The organism is Leptospira dzoumogneensis, assembly GCF_004770895.1.
GTDB classification, from domain to species: domain Bacteria; phylum Spirochaetota; class Leptospiria; order Leptospirales; family Leptospiraceae; genus Leptospira_B; species Leptospira_B dzoumogneensis.
In genome coordinates this window covers 83,613-107,679 of the sequence record NZ_RQHS01000012.1, presented here as the reverse complement: position 1 = coordinate 107,679, position 24,067 = coordinate 83,613, and the positions used below count along the sequence as shown (strand labels likewise).

Here is a 24,067-nt window from a genome sequence, read left to right as displayed (position 1 = left end):
CTTTTCGCCCGATTGAGGCCTCTTAAAACTCCTACCTTTCTTACACTGATCTTAACAGTGGTCCTGTCCTACCTATTGCTTCGTTGGACACTTGTAGTAAGAGATCCGGATGGGAATCTTGGAATTGTTTGGATCCAGTTCTTGGCTGGATTACTTCCGAATCTTCATCATAGAAAATCAGGTAGAATGTTCACTGCGGCATTCGCGTTACTTTCTCCCGGTTTACTGCTTTATGGAGAAGGTGGATATTTATACTTATCCGCTTTATTTGCCGGGGCGATCTTTGGGATTTTTCTGAGACAATATATCTCCACTTTTTACGGACATCCTGCAAACGACGACGATCCAGTATTAAGATATTTTTATATAAACCGTCCTTATAAGAACTCTCTTGAGTTCACTAAAAATCCTAGAACTGCATTTTTGATCTTAGCGGTATTTTTGCTTTTAGATAGGCTACTTGCTTATTTCGGAACAGATCCTCTGACTTCTTGGGTTTTGCAGGATACTGAATATTCTTCCGGGATCTCTTCTAAGTATGCGTTTGCATTGAGCTTGGATAGTATAGGTTCTTGGTTATCCGCATTCTTATACTTCTTCGCAGAAGAAACAAGTTCTCATGATACTGATCCTCCTGGAAAACATTGGAGAACAGGGATCACTGCAGGTTTTACTGGGAATCTAATTTTAGGTGCAATCCAAGGACTAGCTCCTTCCACTGATTTTCCTTTTACTGCAGGAAATGCAGAAACGTTCGGAGTCTCCGCATTCTTCCCGGATGCTTCTTCTTTTGGAATAGGAATGCCGATCTTATTCGGATTTTTCTTTTACCAGATCCATAGCAGGAACTGGAGGATCTCTTCTAGAGTTCTATTAAGTGTAGCTGTATTTATTGCGCTCGGACTTGCGGGGAAATACCAAAGTTCCGGTTATTGGCTTCTCATTATTTTCCAAGCTGCTTTAGTCATAGGGCTTAGTTATCAAAGAGGGTTTAGAAATCCGATCTGGAAATATTCTTTTATTCCATTCGTTATTCTTGGGACTATCTCTGTTTTAGTCGGTGTTTATTTCATCGGTGGAATGGACTGGGCGTTTACTCCTTGGCAATTGATCAGAGAGGATGCGTCTAACGCATGGACCAAGGGAAAAACATTCTCTAAAATGTTGGAAATTTTCTGGAAGGACGGTTGGGTCCAGACGTTATCCGCATGGAACTGGTTTAAAGAGGCTCCGGTATTCGGACAGGGATTCGGTGGATTTGCTCTACATTGGATCGAATCCGGACCAAGAGGTGCTTATCCTCCGAATGGAACCCAGGACTTCGCATTAACTTCTTGGGTGTTCTTACTTTCAGAAGGCGGGATCTTATTTTTCCTTCTATTCTTTGTATGGGTCGGCTTAGAATCATTTACCAGAACTTCTTATTGGTTTCTGCCTCTTCTATTCTTTCCTGTTACATTCTATGAACCTTGGACAAGCGGAGCCGGAATATTAGGTTTTCTTTTAATATGGCTTTTAAGCGCTTCCGGACCTTCTACCCGGACCCTGCCTAAATGGTGGATGGTTCCCGCATTCAATCTGGTTTGTTTACTATTCGGTTTGGGACTGACTGCGAAAGCGTTCATCCGACAATCTTCTCAGTTGCAAGGTCCTGAATTCAGATACGAAGAAAGAAAGACTTACCAGCTTTCCGCAAAGGCAAAATTTCAGGAGAAGGCCGGGGGAAGATATCATTCTTTCCGTTCAGGGACTTCTTGGATTTTGGGCGATAAGGGAAATATCAGCTTACGTATTGCTTTGGAAGAAGCTCCTAAAGCAGGAAAGCCTGTTTATATCCGTTGGATCTTCTCCGACCAAAATGGTGTGGAATTACAATCCAGAAGTACTCCTTTGAATACTACTGTGAACCAAGTAGGTTTAGGAGTTCCCGCAGGAGCTAAGACATTAACTGCAAAGATAATGAGGATTTCTTGGTACCAAGCGGGGCCGTCTGAGTTCTATATCGGAACGGACGATTTTGACGGTCTGAATCGTATTAGGTAACCGGAGCACATTGTTGGAGTTCCAACATTCACAATTCTCAATCAAGTTTTCGTTCTAGAAAACGCATCTATCGTATTTCGATACTGTTGTTTAATCCGGATAGACCATCTCCAGGCTAAAAGTCCCCAAGGGATCTTGGGGAATCTATACAATGCACCGCTTTCATGGTTTGGATCTTCGGGTCTGAAATTTTTCCAAACTGGAACGACAGGTATCTTCTCGAAATTTCTTCCTGCTATATAAAAGGAAACAGTGGTTTCTTTATTTAGTTCAGGTTCTCGGATCACCGGAGAATAAAAACCTTTTCTGGAAAGAGAATAAGCAAGGCTTGGTTCCTCATCTCCCTGAGGTCCTAAGTTTACGGAAAGGAATAGCGGGATTTTCAGAATTCTTTCCCGAAAGAAAGATGGGTTGATCATACCTCTAAGCAGGAACAGAAATCCTAACCATGCAGGATATTCCATGAATAATGTGATAAATTCTAAAGAGCTTATATTTGCTAAATAGTATGGGATCCATTCCGGAACGAATAGATAAAAGTTCAGACAAAAGATGGGAACACCGAATAACAAAACAGAGAGAAACGATCGAATTGTAGAAAGATCCCTTAATAAAGGAATTTCTTTTACATTCTCTTTGGATTGAGCAGCTCTTAACCAGGAATCGTATCTGGAAAATCTGCGGATCATGGAATAATCATCCACATATAGATTTTCCGCCTGCAATAACTCGAATGGAAGTGTTACTTCTGCTTGTACCACGAGTAATTCTAAAGTCAAAAAAGAAAGTCCAAGGATCAAAGGAATATAAACAGTTCCGAGTCCCCCTTGTATCAATAAGAAATTATAGAACCCGTGAAGAATGACCAAAAAGGAGAATGCTGAGATCAGATCTAAAGCAGAAAAATTTCCTTTTCTAGATTGCAGGAATTTTAAAATAAAAAATCCTAATATACCACCTGAGAAAGTATGCAAAGGTAAGGAAGTTCCCGACCTGAGTAGACCCTGCCAAAAGTCCAATTTAAAAGAATAGAATACATTCTCTATACAACCGAAGGAAGCACCCAGAGTCAGGCCGAAATATAATCCATCTGCAAGATTGGAGGAATTTTTAACCTGTCTTAAAAATATAAATATCAGTATCGCTTTGGAAGTTTCTTCCGGAATGGCTCCCGTGAGCATTGCCCTGGAGAATGCGGAATAATTTTCGAATAGATCGAATACTCCCACTTCCCAGGCAAGAGCGATCCCGGTTGCGATCATTCCGTAAAAGAATGCGAATGTTGTGAATGTACTTCCTTGTCCGGAGTAATAGGTCTTACGATAAAAGTCCCAATAAAACCAGGCGGCGAGAATCGCAGAGATAGGTTTGCCTAAAAAGATCCAATTTTCCATTCGCTTCAATAAAAAAGGCGCCGCCCGACAATTTTAAGCGACGCCTTTCAATCCGCAATATTTGTTAAGCGGGGTTTCTGATTTCTATGCGGTTAGACTTTGTTTTTTTCTCAGTAAATAAACCGCAATTCCTCCGGCAATCACTAACCCCAGAGAATAGAAGATCGCGAATTTTTTCACAGAGAGAAACAAATAACCTAGTAAACTACTATCGCTCGGAACAGGGAATACCTTGGACTCGTTGGTCACATCGTAGTACCAAGTTTTGTAATTTTTTCCGCCGGAAGATACCCAAAGATTGAACTCCGAATATCCTGTTTCAGAATCCTTTCTGATATCATATCTTTCGTAAGGATATTTCCAAGCTCCAGGAACCAAGATCGCCCAAGGGAATCCTGTGTTGTCCAGATATTTGTCGATCCCATTATTGTTCTTATACAATCCTGGGAAATGGATCTCTTGTTTGGTATTGATCACATACGCATACAGATCATAAGGGAAGGATCCCAATTTAGCTCTTTCTACAGGAGCATTGAATACGATCTCTACTGTTGCGATAAATCCGGGTTTGAACACATCACCAGGGTGAACGTTCTGTCCTCTGATCGTCTTATTGGAATCATCAAAGATCTGATAACCTGATCTCAAGTTCGCAGCAGTTACACTTACGGTGTTTGTTGCAGTTTCTACTTTTCCGTCCGCTTGGGTAAGTTTGTAGGTAATGGAAGCTCCTACATCCACAGGTAATTTGATATAAAACTGGTGTTTATAACCTGCACCCTTAGCGACATGTTGGTATTTTCCTCTTAATCTTACGATCTTTCCGGAAGAGTTTAGATCTTCTTCATTCTTGAATTGGATCACGTAGTCGTTGAAGTCGGCATCGCCGGCAGAAGGATAAAGATCTTCATAAGCTACGGTGAACACTCCCTCGGTAGGATAAGCAACTTCTGTGGAACGAGTAGCATCGTTCGGATATATATCAGTATCGTCTGGAATTCCGTCTCCGTCCGTATCGGTAATCTGAACTGCAGGAAGATTGACTTCATATCTGATCGTTCTGTTAATTCCGAGGACTGATTCTAAGCTAATATATTGGGAAATGGATTCTCCACCGATCGAAATATCTACAGTAATATTTCCAACCGAAGTCGGAACAGTTAATGTTCCTGTTACTTTTCCGGAAGAATCGGAAACACCTTGGAATAGTATATTATTATTTTCATCATATACTAGAACAGTAGCTCCGGTTACCACATTGGACTTATTATCCAAAACTGTAAGGTTCAGCGGAATATTGATCGTAGTATTGTAATTAAAACTAGGTTCTCCTTTCGGATCTTCTACCACTACTACAGCTACCGTAGGAGTTTCGGAAGAATTGCTGGATCCACCGGAACCGGATGATCCGCTATTGGATGCAGTCGAATCTCCGGAGGATGAGTTAGAATCGGAATTGTTATTGGAAGAAGTATTGTTTCCTGGATCTGAAGATCCGGAACTGCCGCTTCCACTGGATGAATTACCGCTATTACTTGCTGTATCAGAAGGAGAAGAGCTAGATCCCGAGTCTGAATCATTAGAACTTCCCGAATTTCCGGAACTACTTGAGTTACCGGAAGATCCGGATGTATTAGAAGAATCTGAACTATTCGAATTAGAAGAGCCTTGATCGGAAGAATCGCTGGAACTGCCGGAGCCGGAAGACCCGCTGTTGGAATTCCCACTTCCTGAATTGGAATTAGGATCCGATGGAGTAGTAGTGGAACCACCGCTATTATCAGTATTGTCTGCAGGAGGTGTTACAGGATTTCCGGAACCGTCTCCTGGAACAAATACCACTCCAGGACTACCGGTGTTTCCTGGAACTCCTCCGGTTGCGGTATGTTGGCTTCCTAAGAAAAAAAACGGTAATAAAAGGCCATTCTTCTTATGGCCACAGTTATAAACAAACCCGGCAATCATCGCCAAGGCTAGGAACTTCTTCATGAAGGGTTACCCCACTCTAATCTCTTTACCTTAAGGAGACGGGATGAAAAGGATTGGTACTACGGTCTATTAGGTTTTTTTCCTATATGGAGGACGCTATTTCCGAATACAAAGTTAGTATATCGGACCTTCTCAAAGCCTGCTTGTTCCAATTTGGATTTTAAACCTTCTTGGTCCGGATAATAAAGGGAAGATACCGGCAAATAATCGAACATCTCGTTTTTGCCTCCCCAAAGTACATAACCGAAAAGAGGAACGATCCTGAAAAAGTAAAAATCAGCGAATGCTTTTATAAAAGGATTCTTGACCTTTCCTACATCCAGGTTGGCGAATACTCCGCCGGGTTTGAGCACTCTATAAATTTCTGACAAAGCCTTGTCTAGATCATTCACATTTCTTAAACCGAAACCTATACTGACTGCATCCAGGCTTTCCGTTTTGACCTGAGAAAGATTGGTGGCATCTCCCCATTCAACTTTTACTCTGCCTTGGTTGATCGGTTTTTCTAGTCTTGTTTTTGCGACTTCTAACATGTTTTCGGAGAAGTCCAGGCTTAGTAAAGATTCCACTCTTTGGGATCTTTCTAGACGGATGGAGATGTCTCCGGTTCCGCAGCATAGATCTAAAACTCGGATCGGCCCCTTGGTTTCTGTTTCGATCTCTTCTACCAATCTATTCTTCCAAGATCTATGCAAAAAGAAGCTGCTGCAATCGTTGAAACGATCGTACTTGGAAGCGATCCTATTGAAATTTACTCGAACGAAATCCGCCTTCGTGTCTGAAGAAGGCATTTGAAAAGAGGCCATTTCCCTCAGGATTTTGACAAATCTCTAGGGTGCAAGAGGGATTTGGATTTTTGTTCGGATGACAGAAACTAGAAGCCCCCGTATTTTGGAGAAACGATGAAAGACCTAGGCTTTCTACAAGGATTGGATTGGGTTTCCAGCCTGATCATCCTTCTTTCCGTTTGGAATCTCGGAACCTTTATCCATGTATGGAGTATTCTTCCCAAAAGAAAAGAATCCTTAAAACAAAACTTCATCACTGAAAACAATCCTTCCATTTGGGAAGAAAAACTTTCAGAAGTATTATTTCCCATTGAAACCAAACTATCCTGGATAAAACATCTGGCAGGAATTTCTACAATGCTCGGACTTTTAGGGACTGTGCTCGGGATCTCCGAGGCATTTTCTTCTTTGCAAGCAGCAGGAACAGTCAGCTTAGATGCTTTTGCAGGCGGGATCAAACTTGCACTCGTGACAACGATCCTAGGTTTGTTCGTGGCGATCCCTTCCTTATTCGGTTTTCAATTTTTAAAACATAGATTATTGGACTTGGAAAGAGAAGCCTTGTCCTGGTTAAAAATCCCTCCTAGATAAGTAAAAATGAAAAAGTCTATCTTAAAAGAAGAAGATCCAGGAATAGATCTGACCAGTTTTATAGACGTAGTATTTATACTTCTAGTTTTTGTAATGTTAGCGGTCAGTTTTCGAAAGGAGATCAGATCTATTCCATTAGAACTTCCTAAAGTAGGGCAGGGAGAAGACCCAAAAGGTGAAAGAGTAGAATTTGTTCTTTTGCCGGATGGCTCTTATAGAATAGGGGAGGAAAAAGTCCAAAAAGCGGTCCTGGAAGAAAAATTAAAACAAGGACTTGTAAAAGAAAAAGAAGTCCGGTTTTTCGCGGATAAAACCGCAAATTACGAAGAGATCGTAAAAGTATTGGATTTACTCAGTAGGTCGGGAGCTTCTTCCCTGGAGCTTGCTGTCCAAGGACAAAAATAATATTAAAGATCTTTTAACTTAGGATTGTTCTTATGACGATCTTTATCACGAGTTGTGTTCTTTTCTAAAGTGGCCTTAAAAGCTTCTTCCATAGAAATTCCCATCTGGTTTGCTAAACAGGTCAGAACAAAAAGTATATCCCCTAGTTCCTTGGATAGACCTTCCGGATCTTCTCCCTTTTTGAAAGATTGGTCTCCGTATTTTCTTGCGACCAAGCGGGAAAATTCACCTACTTCTTCCATTAAGATGGCTAGGTTTGTAAGTTCGGAAAAATATTTAACCCCGATGGTTTTGATCCAATCATCTACCGTCTTTTGGGCTTCGTCGAAGTTCATCTTGTTTTAGGAAGATTTCCCTTTTCCTGCAAAAATTCCACCAGAAATCTAGTAGGCTCTGCATAACATCCACCGCTTAGATGGTGAGGATCTATGAACTTTTGACATTTCATTCTGGAACGATATTCTTCCATATCGAGTACCAAAGTTTCCGGGTATTCTTGGATGAGTTTATTTCTTAGATCTATCCATTCTTGGAAAAATGGAGCGGATCTGACTTTTTCAGAGAATGTGGAATATAATAAAGGAGTCCATAAAACTACTTTAATATGATTCTCTCTTGCGGTATTTAAGAAATTCCTGAGGAAGTACTCTTGTACTTTGGAACTTTTGAAATTTTTATAAGACTCGTTAAAAATTCTCTCGGACTCCGATCCTAATTTATCTTCAGGAGTATTTGCCAGAAGTCCGTTCGGGATCCCTCCCTTAAACTTGTCGGATTCATTGATCAGAATATCTCGAATGAATACGAGTTGTTGGACTTCCCCTGGATTTTTGATCCTGGAAAAAGCTTCTTTAAATCTTGGAGGAAATACTGAAGTGCGGAAGACTTTGGCTTTTAAAAAACTATCCCATTCGTTCGTGGAGAATATATTCCAATATCTTAAGAAAAATGGAAAATCATAAGAATAACGTAATGGATATCTATTTGCGAAGTCCGTTCCTGAATCGGGATAATATTCTAAAATCGCATAGTCCAAAGGGATTTTTCTAGAAAGAAGTTTTTCTAAAGTGAAATTATGAAAAGAATAAGGGGCAGAAGGTCCGGAAAGGTTGTATACGATCAGACCCGGGCTTTCTTTTTCAAATTCCTCGAGTGAGAATTCTCCCATATGAGAGGTTCCGAAGAATGTGAGCACCTTTTGGTCTTCTTTTTTAGAATCGGTTTCTTTCTTCATGGTAGAAAGAACCTTATCCTTCATATTATAAAAATAATATTCTGCACCAGTTTCCGTATAAGGCCTGATCTTTTCGGAAGAAAGTATCCTGTCCCATACTAAGAGTAATGCCGCGATCCCGAGAGGGATCCAAAGAATTTTTCGATGTAACAAAGGGATTCTTTTCATAATCTAAAATGCAAAGTAAATAAAGTCTTGTCCCTTGCCTGCGTAATTTCCGAAGATCAAAGCTCCGATCAAAAGGAAAGCAAGTAAAAGTTTGATCCTATTTCTTTGGAACCAAAGAGGATAGTGCGCTGGAGCTTCCGCGGCGTGAAAAATAAATCCGCCTATAATATAAGGGATCACCAAATTGAAGGATAGAGTATTTGTTTGTTCCGGGCGAATATGATAGAACCAACTTTCGAAAATATAAAAACAATCTCCGATACTAAATGAACGGAAAAATACCGCCGCAAGAGTAAATAAAGTATAGGTCCAAAAGATCCGGATCCCGGTGAAAAATTTTCCTGTTTCGGGTAGGATCTTGATACCTTTTCTCTCGAATGTTCTTTCTACAAACAAGAACAGTCCATGAGAAAGTCCCCAGGCTAAAAAAGTCCAGTTGGCTCCATGCCATAGACCACCCAAAGCAAATGTGATCGTTTGGTTGATATTCGTTCTGGTTTCGGAGCCTCTGCTTCCGCCTAATGGAATGTAGATATAATCCTTGAGCCAGGTCCCAAGGGTGATATGCCATTTTCTCCAAAGCTCGTGGATATTTTTGCTGAAGAACGGAGCGTTGAAGTTTCTTGGAATATTAAATCCAAATAATAAAGCGCAGCCTTTTGCTACGTCGGTGTACCCGGAGAAGTCCGAATATACCTGCCAGGTAAATCCTATTGTAGCTAAGAGTAAGGATCCGCTTCCATATTCTTTAGGCCTTAAGAATACAGGATCGATCAAACCGCCTAAATTATCCGCAATTAAGATCTTCTTACATGCGCCGAGCCCGATCAGGAATAATCCCGTAAAGATCGCGGTTTTGTGAATTCTTAGATTTTCAAGTCTTGGGAAAAAGTCTTTCGCTCTCATAATCGGTCCTGCGACCAACTGAGGGAAAAATAATAAGAACAAAGTAAAATGGAAGAAGTTAGGAAGTTCTTCTACTTTTCCGCGATACACATCTATCACGAATGCCATTACTTGGAATGTATAAAAGCTGATCGCTAAAGGAAGAATGATCCTAAAGGAGAATGTGCTCGTGTTGAATAATGACAAATTTGTTATGTAGAAAAGATTATCCGATACGAAATAAAAATATTTGAATATTCCTAAATTGATCAGATCGATCAAAACGATGATCGTAAGAAGCTTTTTACTTTTTGTTTTGGCGATCGGCTTTAGAAAAAGATAATTTAAGAATACGATCCCTAATAGATGTAAAAGAAAAGGAGGATTCCAAGAAGCATAGAATACCAGGGATGCAATTAATAGGATCCATTCCCTGTATTTACGGCTATCCCAAGACCAGTACAGAATATAAACGATCAGGAAGAATACGAAAAATAAAGTGGAGGTAAAGATCATCTTTATTTACGGCTTAATCCTAGAATAGAAGGTAAGTCGGCAGAGAAAATAGCTGAGAATTTTTCCATTCCGGCTTTATTCAAATGGATCAGATCGTAATAATAATCCCCATTATTTTGCCCGTCCAAGCTCGCTTGGTAATCGAGTAGGCGAGTGTTTGGGTCGATCTTTCGGATCTCTTCTTCCCAGATACGATTTCTGTCCGGGCTTCTCCAATTTTTAATGATCTCGCTATAAGGCGCGATCACTCCGATGATCTTTATCTTATGCCCATTCTCCAAACCGACTTGGCGAATATCATTATGCAGTATTTTTAATCTATGGAAGTAGTTATTCACCGGTTTGGTTCTTTCTACTTTAACCGGAGTTCTCTCTCCTAAAGCACAGGTGTCCCAAATCGCTTTTTTATGGAATTGGTCGGAGCCGGCAGGTGCTGCGATACCGTTTCCAGGATTCGTGACCTTCATACAGGACTTGATATCCTTCACTTCCGGGAACATGCTGATACTAGGAAGATTAGTATTCTCATGAGGCCAAGGAGTGAGCTTAACTTCTTTTTTTCTTCTGCTAATATCTTTCAGACGTTTGGAAGGATCTAAAATAAAGTCGCGGATATCTCTTCTGTATGCGATACTCTTGAACGCCAGAAACCCAAGGTCGTCATAACGTACATTATAGTTGAATTCGTAGATTAAAGGGAATGCCAACCTTCTATCCAACTCTCCTAACATAGCAAGAGTATGGATCTGTAGATCTTCCTGGTCTACCCAAGGTGTAGAGATCTCTAGTATATGTAAAACGGTGTGTACTTTAGGGAATTTAGGAAGAAGGTTACGTACAAGTGAGTCTTGCACTACTAACTCGGTTCCTTCCATAGCAATGGATTGGATCCTCTCTCCGTACGGTTCCAATGTTTCGTTTAGAGTTTTGAGAGAAAGTCCCTGGTGGGCGACCGAGGTCCCAAGAAGAAGTATTGTAGGTTCGAATTCGGCCTTTTTCTCCAAAACATAATCAGTATTTCGGATAACGTTTGCGGCAAAGGATCCTTTTTTAAGATAAGGCCTATAAACTCCCGTTTGCAGGCATAGATCGAATAGCGCCAATACTAAAATTGGGATCCAAAAACTTCTTTGACGGATCAAACTGATATACGGATTCATATTCGCCTCAGAAATCGAAATACAGGAAGTTTTGACCTCCTGCTCCGAAGAACAGAATGATAAATAGATTCGCCGTGACGAATACACCGAACTTTTTCTTGTTTTCCACGATCGTTTCTATCGGGTTTCGGGAGAAATAATAGGAAAGAATGAAACAGATCACTAGTAATATTCCGTAATCATAATTTACGAACGTTTTAACGGAATAGACCCCGCCGGGCACGGCAAATACGAGAGACTTCATCATTTCCCAGGAAGCCTTCATTGTTTTTGCTCGGAACATGATGAATCCGAAGGAAAGGCAGAACATCGTGAATACCCGAGCACCTATATCGTAACTTAATCCGCCTTTTTCATTCAGCCAGGCGGCAACCTTGGTTCTGGAATATTCTCTATGAATACCTAGCATGACCCCCTGCCAGAGTCCCCAGCTTACAAAGTGATAAGCTGCTCCATGCCAGATACCTGCGAATAACCAGGTAATAAAAAGGTTTCTATATCCTTTTAAAACTCCTACTCTAGAACCGCCTAGAGGGATATAAATATAGTCCCTGATCCAAGTGGAGAAGGAAATATGCCAGCGGGACCAATGGTCCGCGATATTCCTTGCGACCATCGGAAAGTTGAAGTTCGGATCGAATTTATATCCGAAAAGTCTTGCCGTTCCGATCGCAATATCCGTATAACCTGCGAAGTCGAAATAGATCTGCCAGCCGAAAGCCATCGCTCCTACCCAGATCTCTGCAGGATTTAGAATTTTATAATTATTGAATGTAAAGTCTACTACCTTTGCCAAGTTGTCCGCAAATACGATCTTCCTGGTAAATCCCATTAAGATCTGAGCAAAAGCTATCTGCACATCTTCTGCAGTGACCTTAGGAGTATCATCCAGATCCCTGAAAAAAGTGTGGGCGCGAACGATCGGTCCGGCTACTAATTGAGGAAAGAAGGAAACGTACAATGCAAAGTCTAAGAAGGACTTACGTGCTTCTAAGTTCCTGCGGAATACGTCTATCGTATAACTCATGGACTGGAACGTATAAAAGGAAATACCGACAGGCAGAATGATCTTTAGATGTTCTATCTTAAGAGACTCGCCTGTAGAGATCTGGTTGAATAGATCCGCAAAAACTTCTAATAAAAAATTCGTGTATTTAAAATAAGCTAAGATCCCGAGATTTGTGATCAAAGAAGCGACTAAGCATAACTTTCTGAACTTTTCAGAAACTCCTTCTCCGCTCATTAATCTTCCTGCAACGTAATCCACGATCATGGAAACGATCAGAATGATGATGTATAAGTTGATATTAAAATTACAGAAGGATAGATCGATCCAGTTCTCGTACCAAGTAGAGGTCCTGATATCGTTGCAAACTATAGAAGCGGGATGCCAAGCATTATAAAAGTAGAGGCTGGCAAGAAGAAGGAAAACTCTTTGGTATGTACCTTTTAAGATCTTTGCTAGGATCAAAACGATCGGCAAAAATACGAGAAAATGGGCTGAATTGAACAGCATTCGTTCGTTTGTCCTCGACTCCTGTGCAGTTTTTTGGACTGAGGGAAACCCACAAGCACTTATTTACTCGTTTCGATACACCGGTTCAGGAGTAATATCCTCGTACTTATCTTCAATTCCTTCTATAAAACTTTTATGGGATCTTTCTGATCTAGGAAGAGTAGAATAAGTGAAATTAACTAAAAAAAGTAAGCTCACATAAGAGAATAAAATAATATGAGAGATGGATCTTATTCCGAATCTGAAGTTCTCAAATTCTAAAGAACGAAATACTAAGGCAGCAAAGATAAGAAGCCCTATCACGGAAGATACCCAGAATTCGAAAAAATAACCTTCCCACCAAGTGTAGAATACGAAAGAAGGGATCAGCCAAAAGAATAGAAGAATGAGTTCCGTTTTATAGGACTTCCAAAGACGTATCCAATTTACGAACGCTAAAAATAAGATCCCGATCCAAAATCCTAAATTTAAATTATAAGGGAAACTTTTGAGAGATGTAAGATCGTTTGTATTGATCCTGAGCCCGTTCTTCACGCCTTCGAAATTTAGGAAGGCATCCCCGATCCCTCTGTAAAAATTCATGATATAATTTTTAGGTCCGGGAGCTGCTCCCCATTTTTCCTGAGAAGCGTATAAGAATAGCCAGTTCGCAAAATTTTTCTCACTTTCGATCGGAGCGGTTAAATTCCTTTCTAGAAGTATAAATCCGACATACAGATAAGAAACCGTAAGAATAAGAATTACAGAAAATAAATATACGAAAATCAGTTTTAGCTTATAAGAATATTCGAAATTTCTACCTCTCCATTTATCCGCAAGAAGAACGGAAACGGGAACGAATGTTAGAAAAATCGTATCTGATTGGTGATAATAAACATTCCAGACCTGCAAAAAACCTGCGATGTACAGTTTGCCGGGAGACCAACCGTTCTTAGAATTCCAAACACAAAGTAAAAATAAGGCGGCAGTAAAACAGGAATGGATAAGCGGAGTGTCATTATGCTGGGCATAAAACCAAAATCCTTGGGAACAATGAACTGCCAGTCCCAAAAGAACAGCTCCTGCTAGATCTTTATATAATCTCCAATAGGATAACATAAGTATAAAAATGAAGAAGGATGCTACTACTAAAACCCTAAGTCTTAACCCGAACATTGCAGAGTCAGGTCCATGAAACCAATACCAAAATTTTAAGTACAATAATCCCGTACTTTCGAAACCGATATGATGCGGATTGAAGAATACTTTCCAGTATTTGTTGGTTACGATATTGTGAGTGTATACGATCGAATCCCAATCGTAATGCCTGGACAAAAATCTAAGATCGAATAAAAATAAGACCCCTGTAAAACAAACCAGGAATAGAAAACCCGCCCAAATGGATGGAGAAAGAAATATATTCTCCGCTTTTTTAAGGAACTCCAGGCTTTCTAGAGAACGTTTAAACATTAAACGGATCTAAACACGGAGGATAAAAAATCAGAATTACTTTTTGAAAAGAAGTAAGGAGATTCCGCGAGAACTGAATTCTCCGCTTCGTTGATATGAATTCTAAAAGAAAGTTTTTCCAAACCTAAAAGGGAACGGAACCATCCCGATTTATGATGGATCTGTAAACCCGTTTGGTCCGGATTCCAACGAATGGTTTCTTTTCCTAAAAATCCCCATTTAGTAACTGCGAGCCTGTTTTCTTCCGTAATGAAAGTTTGGAATAGGTTCTTTTTTAAGAATCGGATCAGATCCAAGAAGAATGCAAATGCGATGTAAGAGATCACAAAAAGTGCAGTATAATCGTATAATCTTTTATCCGTTAATAGGGAAAGTTTTAGTACTTTGGTAATCTGCAGAAGTTCCACAAACTTGAAAACCCAAAGAGAGACAGTAGCTCTAAAAGGGAATAAATAGGATAAAAATACTCCGTAAGCTGCGATCGCCAGGACCGGAGGTATATAATTGATCTTTAATTTACTTTTTTTGATCCTGGAGAATGAGGATCTTATTTCCGTTTCGGAATTCTCCCAATTCCACCATACGGACTTGGATGTATCGGATTTGTTCATACTTGAGGGCCTAGGAGTTTTTCTTTCTTGATTTCCAAAGTTCTACGAGAGAATTTTCGACCAGCTTTGCGGTGGAATCCCAAGACCAATCGTTTCTACTCGGCTTTCTGCCATAGATCCCTTTTTTACCGGCAAGGGAAAGTGCGTTTTTCCAAGCCTCTAAATTCTTAGGAGAAACGAAAGAATCTGTAAACTCATCCAAAACCTCGTGAAACACAGGAATGTCCGAAACAATACAAGGTTTGTTTTCTCGGATCGCCTCGAGTAATGGCAGACCGAAACCTTCATGCAAAGAAGGGAAGATAAAATAAGAACAATTTTTATAAAGCCAACCTAGTTTAGAATCATCCGGATTTTCTATAAAATAAACTCCGTCCTTTTCTAAACCGCCTTCCTTTAGAATAGAGGTGAGTCCTTCCGATTTCCAGCCTAGTCTTCCCGCTAAGACAAGAGGATAAGGAAAATTAGGTTCTTCTTTTTTTAAGGTAAGATATGCCTCTACAAGAGTGTTTAGATTTTTTCTGGGTTCTAATGTACCAACGGAGAATAGGAAATTTTTAGGCAGAGTTTTTTCAGGTGCTGATACGGATCCAAAACCTTGGACTCCCGGATACACTACTTCTAATTTTGGTTCTAATTCGGGTAAAAAATTTAGAATATCATTCTTAGTATTTTGAGAAAGGCATAGAACTTTATCCGCTTTTTTTAAAGTGATCGGAGACATGATCTTATGCTGCCAATAATTTGCGGTGGTCATTGTCTCAGGTGCAGACTTAAAATTTAGGTCATGATAATTTACTAAAGTAGGGATTTTAAGACCGAATGCAGGAAGTAATTGTAAGGTTCCCCAAAACAGATCTATCCTATGCTTTTTTACCAAAGAAGGTATGATAAAATTTAACCATAGAACTCCTGGGAGTTTGCTGGGAATAAAAGTGGGAGTAAGCCCGATCAGATGATTGAATACGGGATGAATAGGTTTATTCGAATAAAGATAATATTCTAAAGGAGAATCCGGACGCAAAAGTCTTTGCAAAACTTCTGCGAGGTATCTGGAATTTCCTGTGATCCCGTAAGACAAGGGTCTTGCGTCTACCGCAACCCTTGGCTTGTATTTTAAATTTTCCTTTTTTAGCATAAGATTATGAACGGCCTAAGCGGTCCTGTCCGAATAAAAAGTGCATACGTATTGTATCAAAGAAGTATATAATAAGAAGGAGAACATCAATATCGCTTCTTCCGCAATATTCCCTATAAAACTTCTGTTCAAGAGTAGAACCAATATGGAGATGGAGATAAAGATCGTAGCGGATCTATATTCTATTAATTTTGATTTCCATTTTTCCCAGACCAAAAGAGGTTCTCCCTGTTCCGGCCAAAGTTTGGAAAGAGCAAATGCAGTCGGGAATAATAAGAATACGAATGCGTGTATCCAAGAGATCCCGCTGAAAATTACGGAAAAGAAGAATAGCCCTGATAGAACAAATCCTTCCGAAGCTCCTTTAAACACTCTATATAAATAAGGACCTGCGATCCCTAAGCTTAAAATCCCGGAGATGATCTTTACCTGATTTACGGCTAAAGTCGTAAAAGGCATCCCGAATCTTGCCTGGTTTAGCAAATCGGAATATGCTAAAAAGTATTTAGAGAGGGTAGAATTCAAACTTTGGTTATTCTTCCATGCACGCAAAGCGGGAGACTTTAGATATTTATCTAAAACCAGATCATACCAGGTTTGGTTCATCTTCCAAGTGAACTCCGAATTATACAACGCCGGCAGTGCAATCCAGCCTAGGGCAAAGATGATCGTATAAACGATCACCATCGGTCTTTTTTTGTATAAGAAATAAAACAAGAATGCAGCAGGTGTGATCTTGATCACGATTGCGAGAGCTAAAATAAGTCCTGATAACCAATCCTTTTGGACGGAAACAGAAACTAAAATTAGAAATAGGAGTAAGAACCCTACTTGGTTATTGTTCTGGTGATTTTCTACAAATCTTAAAGATAAAAGTAAAACCGCTGATAAGAACAGGAATGATTTCTCTCTTCCTAAAAGTTTTCCGATCAATAGCAGGCTTAAGACCAGAGCGATAAAATTAATCGTGAAAAATATCCGAGAGGCGACTTCGAAAGGAAGTCCTGAGATTGGGATGAGCAAGAAGGCAAAAGTCGGCGGATAAATATAGGAGCCTACATTTTCCACTTTTGTTTTGATCCTAAAGAATACTTCCGGATCGAATATTTGGTCTATTTTCAATTTGCCGGTTTCGAATTCTTGGATCACTTCAGACAGAGCATCCAAGCTGTATAGGTCCTTGCCTTGTTTGAAATTACGGGAGGCTTCGTAATAGTCCGAAAAATCGGAAGATAGGTCCGTGCGGCTGAACCCGTTTGCGTAAAGAAAAGCTAAAAATAGAATGAATACTAAAACAGGGCCGGATTTTTTGAGGTCGATCCGCATTCAGGTACTCTTTTCTGTCCGCCCGAAAAAGCCAAGAAATTAAAAATCGGTTCCCGAATTCTTCGGATCGAATTCATTGGAAGAATGGAATTCCAAGATCTGTCTGATTTTGATTTCGAACTTCCCGAGGACCAGATCGCAAAATTCCCTGCGGAAAAAAGAGATAAGAGTAGGCTGCTTGTTTTAGGAAGGACCCGGGGTTTTTTAAAAGAAGAAACAGAATTTTCAAAGATATTAAACTATCTCCGAGAAGGAGATATATTGGTGGCAAATGCAACCAGAGTTTCCAAACGAAGAGTGTTTTTGGTTACTAAAACAGGAAGAAGACATGAGGCAATGTTTCTTTCTGAAACAGAACCTGGAATTTGGAAAACACTTACTCGAAATTCTAAAAAGCTAAAGTTAGGAGATAAAGTTTCAGACGAGGCAACTGGAAAATTCCTTTTTACAGTTGGACGAAAAGAAGAAGAATTTACCATCTTCCAAACGGAAACTACTCTTGATGAGAATTCATTCGAGATAATAGGCCGGACTCCGATCCCTCCATACTTCAAAAGAGAAAGTACATCAGAGGACGATATCCGTTACCAAACTGTGTATTCCAAAAACCTAGGTTCAGTTGCAGCTCCTACAGCAGGTTTACATTTTACCCCGGAACTACTACAAGAGCTAAAAAATCGAAATATAGAATTTCTGAAATTAGAATTGAAAGTAGGTTATGGCACATTCCAATCCTTGAACGAAGATCATTTTGCTGATAAAAAATTACATGAAGAAGAATTCGATCTTCCTTCCGAAACGGCAGATCTTCTCAATTCTGCTAAGAAGAATGGTAAAAGGATCATTTCTGTAGGCACTACGACACTCAGAGCCTTGGAATCCGCTTATGATCCGAACAGTAAAACTTTCCGATCGGGAGAAGGAAAAACGAGGCTGTTTTTACAACCGGAAGATTCTATCCTAAGCTGCGAAGGTCTGATCACTAATTTCCATCTTCCCCAAAGCAGTTTACTTTTGTTAGTAAGTGCATTCTCAGAAAAAGAAAAAATACTGAATGCCTACAAATTTGCAATAGAACATAAATTTCGTTTCTTTTCCTACGGAGATTCCATGCTGATTTTGGATCCTGAAAAAGTATGAACCCAACTTATTTAATTGAGGAATTCTAAGCCGAAACGGAAAATGGGAAAGGTGTTAAGAAAGGTTCTTCCTGGGCAAACTGAGATCAGATTTAAAGCGGCAAAGCCGGCCAGACTGAACGGACTGCCTGACTTTTTAGTATTTCATAAGGAAGAGGTGAGAACATTCCGCCAAGCCCTGGGAAACCCGGGACTCTTCCGGCATATCCTGATCACCGGTCCTGAGATAGAAGCAAACCTTTTACAATTCGGACAATACCTAGAAGAGATCGTAAAAGCCCAGCCTGTAGTTGCAGAACCGAATCCTACCTTGCTCTCCCTGGCAGGTTTTCCTTTTGAAAACAAGTATAGACCGGGAAAAATTTCGGAAGCAAACGGCGGACTTCTACTTCTTCCAATCAAACCATTTGTAGAAGATCCGGATCTTTATTATTTTCTGAAAGGTGTACTCTTAACGGGTAAGATAGATTTTTTATCTCTTCCGGAAGGTTCCGATTCCACCAATATCAATCGATTTCATCCAAGTATAGATTCCAGATTCAGGCTTATTTTAGTGGGAGAAGAAACGGAAGTGGATTCTATCTCTCAGATAGATGCCGACTTTTACGGAAGTTTCGATTTTAAGATCCACATGCCGTACGAGATCAGTTTGGAAAAATCCTGGCTTCCTGTTTTTTCGGGACTTCTCAAGTCTTGGGAGAAGCCGGGTTATCCACCTTTGGACCAAGCAGCATTGGATTCACTTCTGGAACTTGCACTTAGATGGAATGACAGCCAGACTAGACTTTCTTTACATCTTTCCGAACTTCGTTCCTTCGTAAGGGAAGTATTAGCATTTAATAATAAAGGTAAGAAGTCGGTGGGAAGGGCAGAGATAGAAGCAGGTCCTTCTCTCATTCAAAAAAGAACGGCAATCCATAAAAGAAAATATATAGAGAATATCAAAGAAGGACTGATCTCAGTTCCTCTCAAAGGAAAGAAAACAGGGCGGATCAACGGTCTTTCCGTAATTTTGCTGCAATCTTCTCTTCTCGATTTCGGACAAGTAAACCAAGTATCCGCCAGGGTTTCCTTGGGCTCCGGAAACCTGATCAATATAGAAAGAGAAGTAAATCTTTCAGGCAGCCTTCACGATAAGGGAGTGTTTATCCTACAGTCCTATATTAAAGGAATGTTTTCTCATACACAATCTTTTGGTTTGGATGCTTCTATTCTATTTGAGCAAAATAGTTCTCCGATCGACGGGGACTCAGCAAGTTGTGCGGAACTTCTGGCACTTCTATCCGCTCTTTCCGGTTTGGAAATCCCTTGTAATATCGCAGTGACAGGTGCACTTTCTCAGTACGGAGATATTCTTCCCGTGGGTTCCGTAAACACTAAGATCCAGGCCTGGTATGACGTGATCCGACTTACAGGTTCTACCCGAGAGAAGTATAAAATTTATATCCCTAAAGATAATATGAGAGATCTGAACCTTCCCCGCGAGATCCGAGAAAGTATGAAAAAGGGGAATTTCCAGATATTCTCCTGCTCCCATGTAGAAGATCTGATCCCTGATATTTTCGGGGTTCCAGCCGGTAGGATCTCCAAATCGGGTAAATACCCGAACGGTTCTCTTTTTAGGATCATAGAAGAAAGGATCGATCGCAAAAGAGACGGCGAAGAAAATTAAGATCCTTTGCGTCTTCGCGACTCTGCGTGAGTCTTAAACCCGCGAGGGATGGAGCCGGGGTCACAAAAATCGCGGATGCGATTTTTTGACCGGAGGCGAGAGCCCGGCCCGAGCGAAGCGAGTGGCGCGGCCAAACTTTCCCCAAAATTGCCGGTCGGCCCAGATTTTTTCTCAGAAATCCTCTAATCAGTCTCCCCCGAAACGACCGATACTTTATATACAGTCATGGAACGTCGGGCAAATATCAATATTGAGTCTTCCTTACTGGTAACCTTGGTTGCGAGTATGGGATTCTTAGTCAGTTTGGGAATCGCCCCAGTTAGGACCGGAGGCTTTTTAAGCGATGAACCTGTCTCGGAACAGATCCGAGATCTGCCGGAGAGAGTAGGAGAAACCGGACCCAGCCTGGTTTAATTTCTTGCTCCGCTTCCCGGTCTGAAAATCCTATCAAGAAAGACCGGGAGTGTTCGATGTTCGGCAAAAGTTTAGATAATCTAAAACAAATGAACCAGATGCGGGTTCGTATGAAAAAATTGGAGAAGGAACTGGAGGCGCTGTCCTTCGAGGGAAAATCCAAGAACGAATTGGTAATCTGTATTACTGACGGAAAACAAACCGTTCAAGAGATCCGTATCGAAGATTCTTTACTTGCTAAGAACGATAAAAAGCTACTTCAGAAAAGTATAAAGCAGGCTGTGAACCAATCTATGGAAGCGGCACAAAAAGTTGCGGAAGAAAGAATGGGAGAATTTAAATCTCTTCTTTCCGGAATGCCTTAATTAAGGGCCTTTATATTCGTTAAAAATTTTCTGTTTCGTCCGATTCCGAGAGAGTTTAAAGAACTCATGAGGGCAGATCGGACGAGAGTCGGTCGATTCAGGAAGAACGATCGCTTCTTCTCCACCTTCGTCGTCATTCTCGGTAATTCCTAAAGACACCGAAATATCTCCCGTCCTTTTCATCTCTGTATTGATCTGCAGAGAATAAAGCGCTCCATCTATATTCTTTTTTAATAATACTAGTCTTCCGATAGCATTCGAATTAGAACGATCCGCTTTTACGAATTGGATCTGTCCCGGATTCAATTCTCCTAACGGGGTGATCTCAGGTATTCTGAGCGGATCGTATAATTTTCTGAGAATATCCCCATCTGTTCCTGCCGCAGGAAACGGGAAAGATTGGATTGTTTTAGTGATATCCTGCAAAAATCCGGAAGCTCCGTTCGTATCCGTTCCGGATTGTGCAAACTCAGGAGAAACATCTCCTAAAGACTGCCATAAGAATGCAGGATAAATTTTCATGAAGATAGCGGAGCTGTCCGCTCCAAGCGCATTTTTAACTTCTTGCGAGGAATTTAAATAATTATCCGCGTTTGTTTTGAATAGATGGAATAATCCGGTTGCATCCGAGGCTCTATAACCCTTAGGACCTTGGACTCCAGTTCTAAAGAATGAATTTCTGGAATCCGTATCCGTTCCGGAGATCATATATAGGTATTTCATGAAGGAATAGGCGAACGCATAATCTACAAGAGAGTTAAATTTAGGACTTCCGAATATACTATTTCCGTTCGCACCTCTGGAACATGCGCTTGAATTCCTGCCTCTATAACAATTGATCCTGTTTATTTGAGGAGAATAGCCTGCGATATCCGCCGCTACTTCGCTGGTTCCTTCGTTGATCCAGGCCTCGTCTCTTCCTCCGCCTTGGCTCATGATCCTGGCTTCATATTGGAATCGGATCAAATGTTGGTATTCATGGGCAAGCGTTGCTAAGAATGTATCCGGTTTTCCTTGGGCAAGATCTGAGTTACGGACTGTGACCAGTTCCACCCCGTCCATATACACTATATTCGAATAATTAGAGCGGACAGCATAACTCGAGCTGTCTGGGAAATAATCTACCGGATCAAAAAATCCTGCTACAAAGGAAGAACCTGTACTACTTCCGTCCTGAATATCCGATACGATAACCGCAACTTTTCCATCTCCGTCCAAATCGTCCGAAAAGCCGAATGCTTCGCCTAACCTGGGGTAAATTTTAGAATCGAATTCCTGGGAGATATATTGGTAATCTAAAGCGGATTCTAGACCGCTGGTTGCGTAGATATTAACGTGAGAGCCGGCTGCTACCTTAATCGTTTGCACACAACTGGAACTGTTTTTTACAAGATTACGGATCCAGAATGTATTATTGCCTCCGCAGGAACTAGATGCTTTGGCTAAGGAAAGTAGGTCGTTTATATTAGGTTCCGTTTTATCTTGTGTGCCGAGCGCATCATTGCTGACTACACAGTCGGAAAATAAGAATATCAAACAAACCGAAAACACAAACGTATAGAAAGATCTGCCTATTGGCATACAAAGGGACTTCCAAAAACCGTCTCCGGTCGAAACCTTCATGATCTTTCCTATCGAAAAAGGAAACTAGCTTTACGCCTTGATCCTTTTTGTTAAGGTCAATAATTATTCAGGGTCGAATGGGAGCAAGGATCATTGACTAAAAAGGTTCCGAAGATTTGGAAATTTTTTTCCAAAAAATTTCAATATATCGTAATTATTTCGTTAGGATATAATTGCGGATTTCGTCCTTCTCCCTTACAAAAAGATCCGATCTCAGGTCCACAAATTCCGGCATTCGATTCTATTCCGAATAGCGGAGAATATTTTTCAGAGATCAAAAAAATCCCAACCGGGTTTTATATCCGACAGGTTTATCTAAATCATTCCAACAAAAAAGAAATGTTGATCAGTCAACTAACTGTGAGCGGATCTAAAAATTGGGAAGAAACAAGATTTGAGGGAAAACTAAATTTAGACGAGTCCGGAAAATTTTTTAGATTTCGTCCTAAACTTTGCAGAATGTTTACAAGTAAAAATCCTGGAGATCGTTGGACTTTGACAAGAGCCTACGAATGTGATCATTTCGAATTTCTAATATGGAAATCCGGCCCGGAAGATATTCGTTTAACTCCAGGACCAGAAGGAGAAGAAGAGGGGATACTTCTTAAAAAATCCAAATCTTCCAGTATTTCCCAAATTTCCGCAATTATACTCAAAACGGATCCTAGTATCACAAGCATCTGGGGGATCCGTCTTTCGAGGGTAAGAAAAGGTGCTAAGGCTATATTAGAAAAACAAGATGGAAGGAAAACGGAATTGAACTCTCTTAAAACCGTGGAGACTACCGGAGAGATCAAAACCGAAAAGTCAAATCAGGCTCAACCGGGAGATATGATCTTATACACGAATCCCGGAGAAGCAAGGCCTCTTGCTTTATAGTGTTAGTCCAGTCCATTCTCCGAATTTAAGATCCTGCGTAAACCGGGGATGATCTTTACATAAGGCTGGATCTTTCTAAAATCGGAAATCTCTTTTGCGGACACATCCGAACCGTCCAATTGTAAATGGATCAGATTCGTAAGACCGTATAGAGGGCTTAGGTCCTTTACCTGAGTTCCTCCCAAATACAATTCCATTAGTTTTGTACAATTTTCTAAAGGCCTAAGATCGGTGATCTTAGTATGTTTTAGCTGTAAATGCCTCACACTGCAGCCAGGTCCTAAAAATCCCAGATTGGAAATTTTAGAATCTGTCAGTTCAATCCTGGTCAATCTATTCCAATACTGATAGTTTTTCAGATCTTGGTCGCCTAGTTCCGTTTGATTCAAAACGAGACTATCCAATTTTGCAAAACGATTGAGCGGAGAAAGATCTTTCACTGAAGATCCGGAAAGAAGAATGTATCTGAGTTTAGGAAGATCAGGCAAACCTTCCAACGATCTTATATCTTTAGAATTTAGTTCTAGGACTTCTAATCCGGAAAATGCAGATAGATCGTTCCAACTAGGATTGTCTTCGAATCCCAACCAACGTATTTCTTTAGGATACTTTCCTAAAATTTCTCCTTCAGAATTTCGTACGGAGATAAGATGATTCGATTGAGAACAGGCAATTAAGAAGTAGAGGATTAGAAATATTTTCCTCATAAGATCGAATGTATTTGGATTCAAAAAAGAAGAAAACCAAAAATTTGGAATCGGG

22 protein-coding genes are annotated in these 24,067 nt (G+C 40.4%); 8 read left to right on the top strand and 14 right to left on the bottom strand.

Going from position 1 to position 24,067, the window contains the following annotated elements; genetic code table 11:
• Positions 1-75 precede the first annotated feature (75 nt).
• Positions 76-2,043: a hypothetical protein gene (locus EHR06_RS08295; RefSeq protein ID WP_135756765.1), complete on the top strand. Its 1,968-nt coding sequence runs from the start codon at positions 76-78 to the stop codon at positions 2,041-2,043.
• Between the two features lie 41 nt (positions 2,044-2,084).
• Here EHR06_RS08295 and EHR06_RS08290 read toward each other — a convergent pair whose 3' ends face one another.
• The 3 genes from EHR06_RS08290 to EHR06_RS08280 form a co-directional block, all read right to left on the bottom strand.
• Positions 2,085-3,437 (bottom strand): PrsW family glutamic-type intramembrane protease, encoded by a 1,353-nt coding sequence (locus EHR06_RS08290; protein ID WP_135756563.1) that lies wholly within the window; start codon positions 3,435-3,437, stop codon positions 2,085-2,087.
• 84 nt (positions 3,438-3,521) lie between these two features.
• A complete protein-coding gene (locus EHR06_RS08285) occupies positions 3,522-5,426 on the bottom strand; it encodes an LruC domain-containing protein (RefSeq protein ID WP_135756562.1) in 1,905 nt (634 codons plus the stop codon).
• Positions 5,427-5,485: 59 nt separating this feature from the next.
• The gene (locus EHR06_RS08280; protein ID WP_135756561.1) at positions 5,486-6,232 is read right to left on the bottom strand and encodes a ubiquinone/menaquinone biosynthesis methyltransferase; all 747 of its coding nucleotides are present in this window, start codon (positions 6,230-6,232) and stop codon (positions 5,486-5,488) included.
• 96 nt (positions 6,233-6,328) lie between these two features.
• Here EHR06_RS08280 and EHR06_RS08275 point away from each other — a divergent pair, with 96 nt between their 5' ends.
• Both EHR06_RS08275 and EHR06_RS08270 read left to right on the top strand, forming a co-directional pair.
• Positions 6,329-6,805 carry a MotA/TolQ/ExbB proton channel family protein gene (locus tag EHR06_RS08275; RefSeq protein WP_135756560.1) on the top strand — a complete coding sequence of 159 codons (477 nt, stop codon included), beginning with the start codon at positions 6,329-6,331 and terminating at the stop codon, positions 6,803-6,805.
• 6 nt (positions 6,806-6,811) lie between these two features.
• A complete protein-coding gene (locus EHR06_RS08270; RefSeq protein ID WP_135756559.1) occupies positions 6,812-7,210 on the top strand; it encodes an ExbD/TolR family protein in 399 nt (132 codons plus the stop codon).
• A 2-nt stretch (positions 7,211-7,212) separates the two neighbouring features.
• On the opposite strand, the gene EHR06_RS08265 is transcribed toward EHR06_RS08270, so the two are convergent.
• The 9 genes from EHR06_RS08265 to EHR06_RS08225 all read right to left on the bottom strand — a co-directional run bounded on the left by EHR06_RS08265 (position 7,213) and on the right by EHR06_RS08225 (position 17,213).
• Positions 7,213-7,545 carry a nucleotide pyrophosphohydrolase gene (locus tag EHR06_RS08265; protein WP_008588869.1) on the bottom strand — a complete coding sequence of 111 codons (333 nt, stop codon included), beginning with the start codon at positions 7,543-7,545 and terminating at the stop codon, positions 7,213-7,215.
• A complete protein-coding gene (locus EHR06_RS08260) occupies positions 7,542-8,612 on the bottom strand; it encodes a DUF1574 family protein (RefSeq protein WP_135756558.1) in 1,071 nt (356 codons plus the stop codon). Before EHR06_RS08260 ends, EHR06_RS08265 begins: the two co-directional genes overlap by 4 nt.
• Positions 8,613-8,615: 3 nt before the next feature.
• Positions 8,616-10,013 (bottom strand): MBOAT family O-acyltransferase, encoded by a 1,398-nt coding sequence (locus tag EHR06_RS08255; RefSeq protein ID WP_135756557.1) that lies wholly within the window; start codon positions 10,011-10,013, stop codon positions 8,616-8,618.
• Between the two features lie 2 nt (positions 10,014-10,015).
• The gene (locus EHR06_RS08250; RefSeq protein WP_135756556.1) at positions 10,016-11,173 is read right to left on the bottom strand and encodes an SGNH/GDSL hydrolase family protein; all 1,158 of its coding nucleotides are present in this window, start codon (positions 11,171-11,173) and stop codon (positions 10,016-10,018) included.
• Positions 11,174-11,180: 7 nt separating this feature from the next.
• Entirely contained in the window at positions 11,181-12,689 is a 1,509-nt protein-coding gene (locus tag EHR06_RS08245) for an MBOAT family O-acyltransferase (protein WP_135756555.1), read from the bottom strand.
• Positions 12,690-12,752: 63 nt separating this feature from the next.
• Positions 12,753-14,138: a hypothetical protein gene (locus tag EHR06_RS08240; RefSeq protein WP_135756554.1), complete on the bottom strand. Its 1,386-nt coding sequence runs from the start codon at positions 14,136-14,138 to the stop codon at positions 12,753-12,755.
• Positions 14,138-14,749, bottom strand: coding sequence for an LIC20162 family protein (locus tag EHR06_RS08235; RefSeq protein ID WP_135756553.1), 612 nt, complete (start codon positions 14,747-14,749; stop codon positions 14,138-14,140). Before EHR06_RS08235 ends, EHR06_RS08240 begins: the two co-directional genes overlap by 1 nt.
• A gap of 10 nt (positions 14,750-14,759) precedes the next feature.
• The gene (locus tag EHR06_RS08230) at positions 14,760-15,887 is read right to left on the bottom strand and encodes a glycosyltransferase family 4 protein (RefSeq protein ID WP_135756552.1); all 1,128 of its coding nucleotides are present in this window, start codon (positions 15,885-15,887) and stop codon (positions 14,760-14,762) included.
• A 15-nt stretch (positions 15,888-15,902) separates the two neighbouring features.
• Entirely contained in the window at positions 15,903-17,213 is a 1,311-nt protein-coding gene (locus EHR06_RS08225) for a glycosyltransferase family 87 protein (RefSeq protein ID WP_135756551.1), read from the bottom strand.
• A gap of 84 nt (positions 17,214-17,297) precedes the next feature.
• Between EHR06_RS08225 and queA the strand changes: the two genes are divergently transcribed.
• From queA to EHR06_RS08205, 4 genes are all read left to right on the top strand, one after another.
• Positions 17,298-18,353, top strand: coding sequence for a tRNA preQ1(34) S-adenosylmethionine ribosyltransferase-isomerase QueA (gene queA / locus EHR06_RS08220; protein WP_135756550.1), 1,056 nt, complete (start codon positions 17,298-17,300; stop codon positions 18,351-18,353).
• Between the two features lie 51 nt (positions 18,354-18,404).
• Complete coding sequence (locus tag EHR06_RS08215) at positions 18,405-20,024, top strand: AAA family ATPase (protein ID WP_135756764.1); 1,620 nt, start codon at positions 18,405-18,407, stop codon at positions 20,022-20,024.
• A gap of 225 nt (positions 20,025-20,249) precedes the next feature.
• Entirely contained in the window at positions 20,250-20,438 is a 189-nt protein-coding gene (locus tag EHR06_RS08210; RefSeq protein ID WP_135756549.1) for a hypothetical protein, read from the top strand.
• Between the two features lie 56 nt (positions 20,439-20,494).
• The gene (locus EHR06_RS08205) at positions 20,495-20,803 is read left to right on the top strand and encodes a YbaB/EbfC family nucleoid-associated protein (protein ID WP_108930171.1); all 309 of its coding nucleotides are present in this window, start codon (positions 20,495-20,497) and stop codon (positions 20,801-20,803) included.
• Here the strand turns inward: EHR06_RS08205 and EHR06_RS08200 are convergent, their stop codons facing one another.
• Entirely contained in the window at positions 20,804-22,426 is a 1,623-nt protein-coding gene (locus tag EHR06_RS08200) for a peptidase M30 (protein ID WP_135756548.1), read from the bottom strand. It abuts the gene before it with no gap.
• Between the two features lie 93 nt (positions 22,427-22,519).
• On the opposite strand from EHR06_RS08200, the gene EHR06_RS08195 reads away from it, so the two are divergent.
• Positions 22,520-23,305 (top strand): hypothetical protein, encoded by a 786-nt coding sequence (locus EHR06_RS08195; RefSeq protein ID WP_135756547.1) that lies wholly within the window; start codon positions 22,520-22,522, stop codon positions 23,303-23,305.
• Positions 23,306-23,307: 2 nt separating this feature from the next.
• Here the strand turns inward: EHR06_RS08195 and EHR06_RS08190 are convergent, their stop codons facing one another.
• Complete coding sequence (locus EHR06_RS08190; protein ID WP_135756546.1) at positions 23,308-24,012, bottom strand: leucine-rich repeat domain-containing protein; 705 nt, start codon at positions 24,010-24,012, stop codon at positions 23,308-23,310.
• Between the last annotated feature and the right edge of the window lie 55 nt (positions 24,013-24,067).

Coding starts and splice junctions, on each gene's coding strand:
- EHR06_RS08290 (WP_135756563.1), bottom strand. CDS start 3,437: ATGGAAAATTGGATCTTTTTAGGCAAACCTATCTCTGCGATTCTCGCC.
- EHR06_RS08285 (WP_135756562.1), bottom strand. CDS start 5,426: ATGAAGAAGTTCCTAGCCTTGGCGATGATTGCCGGGTTTGTTTATAAC.
- EHR06_RS08280 (WP_135756561.1), bottom strand. CDS start 6,232: ATGGCCTCTTTTCAAATGCCTTCTTCAGACACGAAGGCGGATTTCGTT.
- EHR06_RS08275 (WP_135756560.1), top strand. CDS start 6,329: ATGAAAGACCTAGGCTTTCTACAAGGATTGGATTGGGTTTCCAGCCTG.
- EHR06_RS08270 (WP_135756559.1), top strand. CDS start 6,812: ATGAAAAAGTCTATCTTAAAAGAAGAAGATCCAGGAATAGATCTGACC.
- EHR06_RS08265 (WP_008588869.1), bottom strand. CDS start 7,545: ATGAACTTCGACGAAGCCCAAAAGACGGTAGATGATTGGATCAAAACC.
- EHR06_RS08260 (WP_135756558.1), bottom strand. CDS start 8,612: ATGAAAAGAATCCCTTTGTTACATCGAAAAATTCTTTGGATCCCTCTC.
- EHR06_RS08255 (WP_135756557.1), bottom strand. CDS start 10,013: ATGATCTTTACCTCCACTTTATTTTTCGTATTCTTCCTGATCGTTTAT.
- EHR06_RS08250 (WP_135756556.1), bottom strand. CDS start 11,173: ATGAATCCGTATATCAGTTTGATCCGTCAAAGAAGTTTTTGGATCCCA.
- EHR06_RS08245 (WP_135756555.1), bottom strand. CDS start 12,689: ATGCTGTTCAATTCAGCCCATTTTCTCGTATTTTTGCCGATCGTTTTG.
- EHR06_RS08240 (WP_135756554.1), bottom strand. CDS start 14,138: ATGTTTAAACGTTCTCTAGAAAGCCTGGAGTTCCTTAAAAAAGCGGAG.
- EHR06_RS08235 (WP_135756553.1), bottom strand. CDS start 14,749: ATGAACAAATCCGATACATCCAAGTCCGTATGGTGGAATTGGGAGAAT.
- EHR06_RS08230 (WP_135756552.1), bottom strand. CDS start 15,887: ATGCTAAAAAAGGAAAATTTAAAATACAAGCCAAGGGTTGCGGTAGAC.
- EHR06_RS08225 (WP_135756551.1), bottom strand. CDS start 17,213: ATGCGGATCGACCTCAAAAAATCCGGCCCTGTTTTAGTATTCATTCTA.
- queA (WP_135756550.1), top strand. CDS start 17,298: ATGGAATTCCAAGATCTGTCTGATTTTGATTTCGAACTTCCCGAGGAC.
- EHR06_RS08210 (WP_135756549.1), top strand. CDS start 20,250: ATGGAACGTCGGGCAAATATCAATATTGAGTCTTCCTTACTGGTAACC.
- EHR06_RS08205 (WP_108930171.1), top strand. CDS start 20,495: ATGTTCGGCAAAAGTTTAGATAATCTAAAACAAATGAACCAGATGCGG.
- EHR06_RS08200 (WP_135756548.1), bottom strand. CDS start 22,426: ATGAAGGTTTCGACCGGAGACGGTTTTTGGAAGTCCCTTTGTATGCCA.
- EHR06_RS08190 (WP_135756546.1), bottom strand. CDS start 24,012: ATGAGGAAAATATTTCTAATCCTCTACTTCTTAATTGCCTGTTCTCAA.